Source organism: Streptomyces sp. DH12 (assembly GCF_020873895.1).
Taxonomy (GTDB): Bacteria; Actinomycetota; Actinomycetes; order Streptomycetales; family Streptomycetaceae; genus Streptomyces.
Genome location: NZ_JAHWGT010001053.1, coordinates 1 through 454 on the forward strand (window position 1 = coordinate 1; position 454 = coordinate 454).

Below are 454 nucleotides of genomic sequence, written 5' to 3' on the forward strand. Positions count from 1 at the left end.
GGAACCGTCCGCCCCCGCCCGCACCTCGGCCGCCGTGCGGGCCAGAGCCACCCGCACGAGCCTGCCGCCACCCGCGTCCGCCTGGTCCGACAGGGCCCGCAGCACCCCCGCCGCGAGCAGGTACCCCGTGCCGTGGTCCAGGGCCTGGGCGGGCAGCGCGCCCGGGCGGCCGTGCTCTCCCTCGATGTGGGCGATGCCCGTCGCCACCTGGACCAGGCTGTCGAAGCCGCGCCGTGCCGCCCACGGCCCGGTGGCGCCCCACGCCGACAGCTGTGCCACGACGACTCCCGGCCGTCGCCCGGCCAGAGCCTCCGCGCTCAGCCCGAAGCGGTCCAGAGAGCCGGGACGGTACCCGGTGACGACCACGTCCGCCCGCGCCAGCAGCTCCTCGAACACCTCCCGCCCGGAGACCAGATCCACCAGCGCTGACCGTTTCCCGAAGCCGGTGTCGGTG

Annotated in this window: 1 protein-coding gene; it reads right to left on the minus strand. The window is 76.9% G+C overall.

The annotated features are described in order from the left end of the window. Positions 1-454: CoA transferase (locus tag LPA54_RS38470; RefSeq protein ID WP_228985023.1), on the minus strand; the 454-nt coding region annotated here is incomplete at both ends.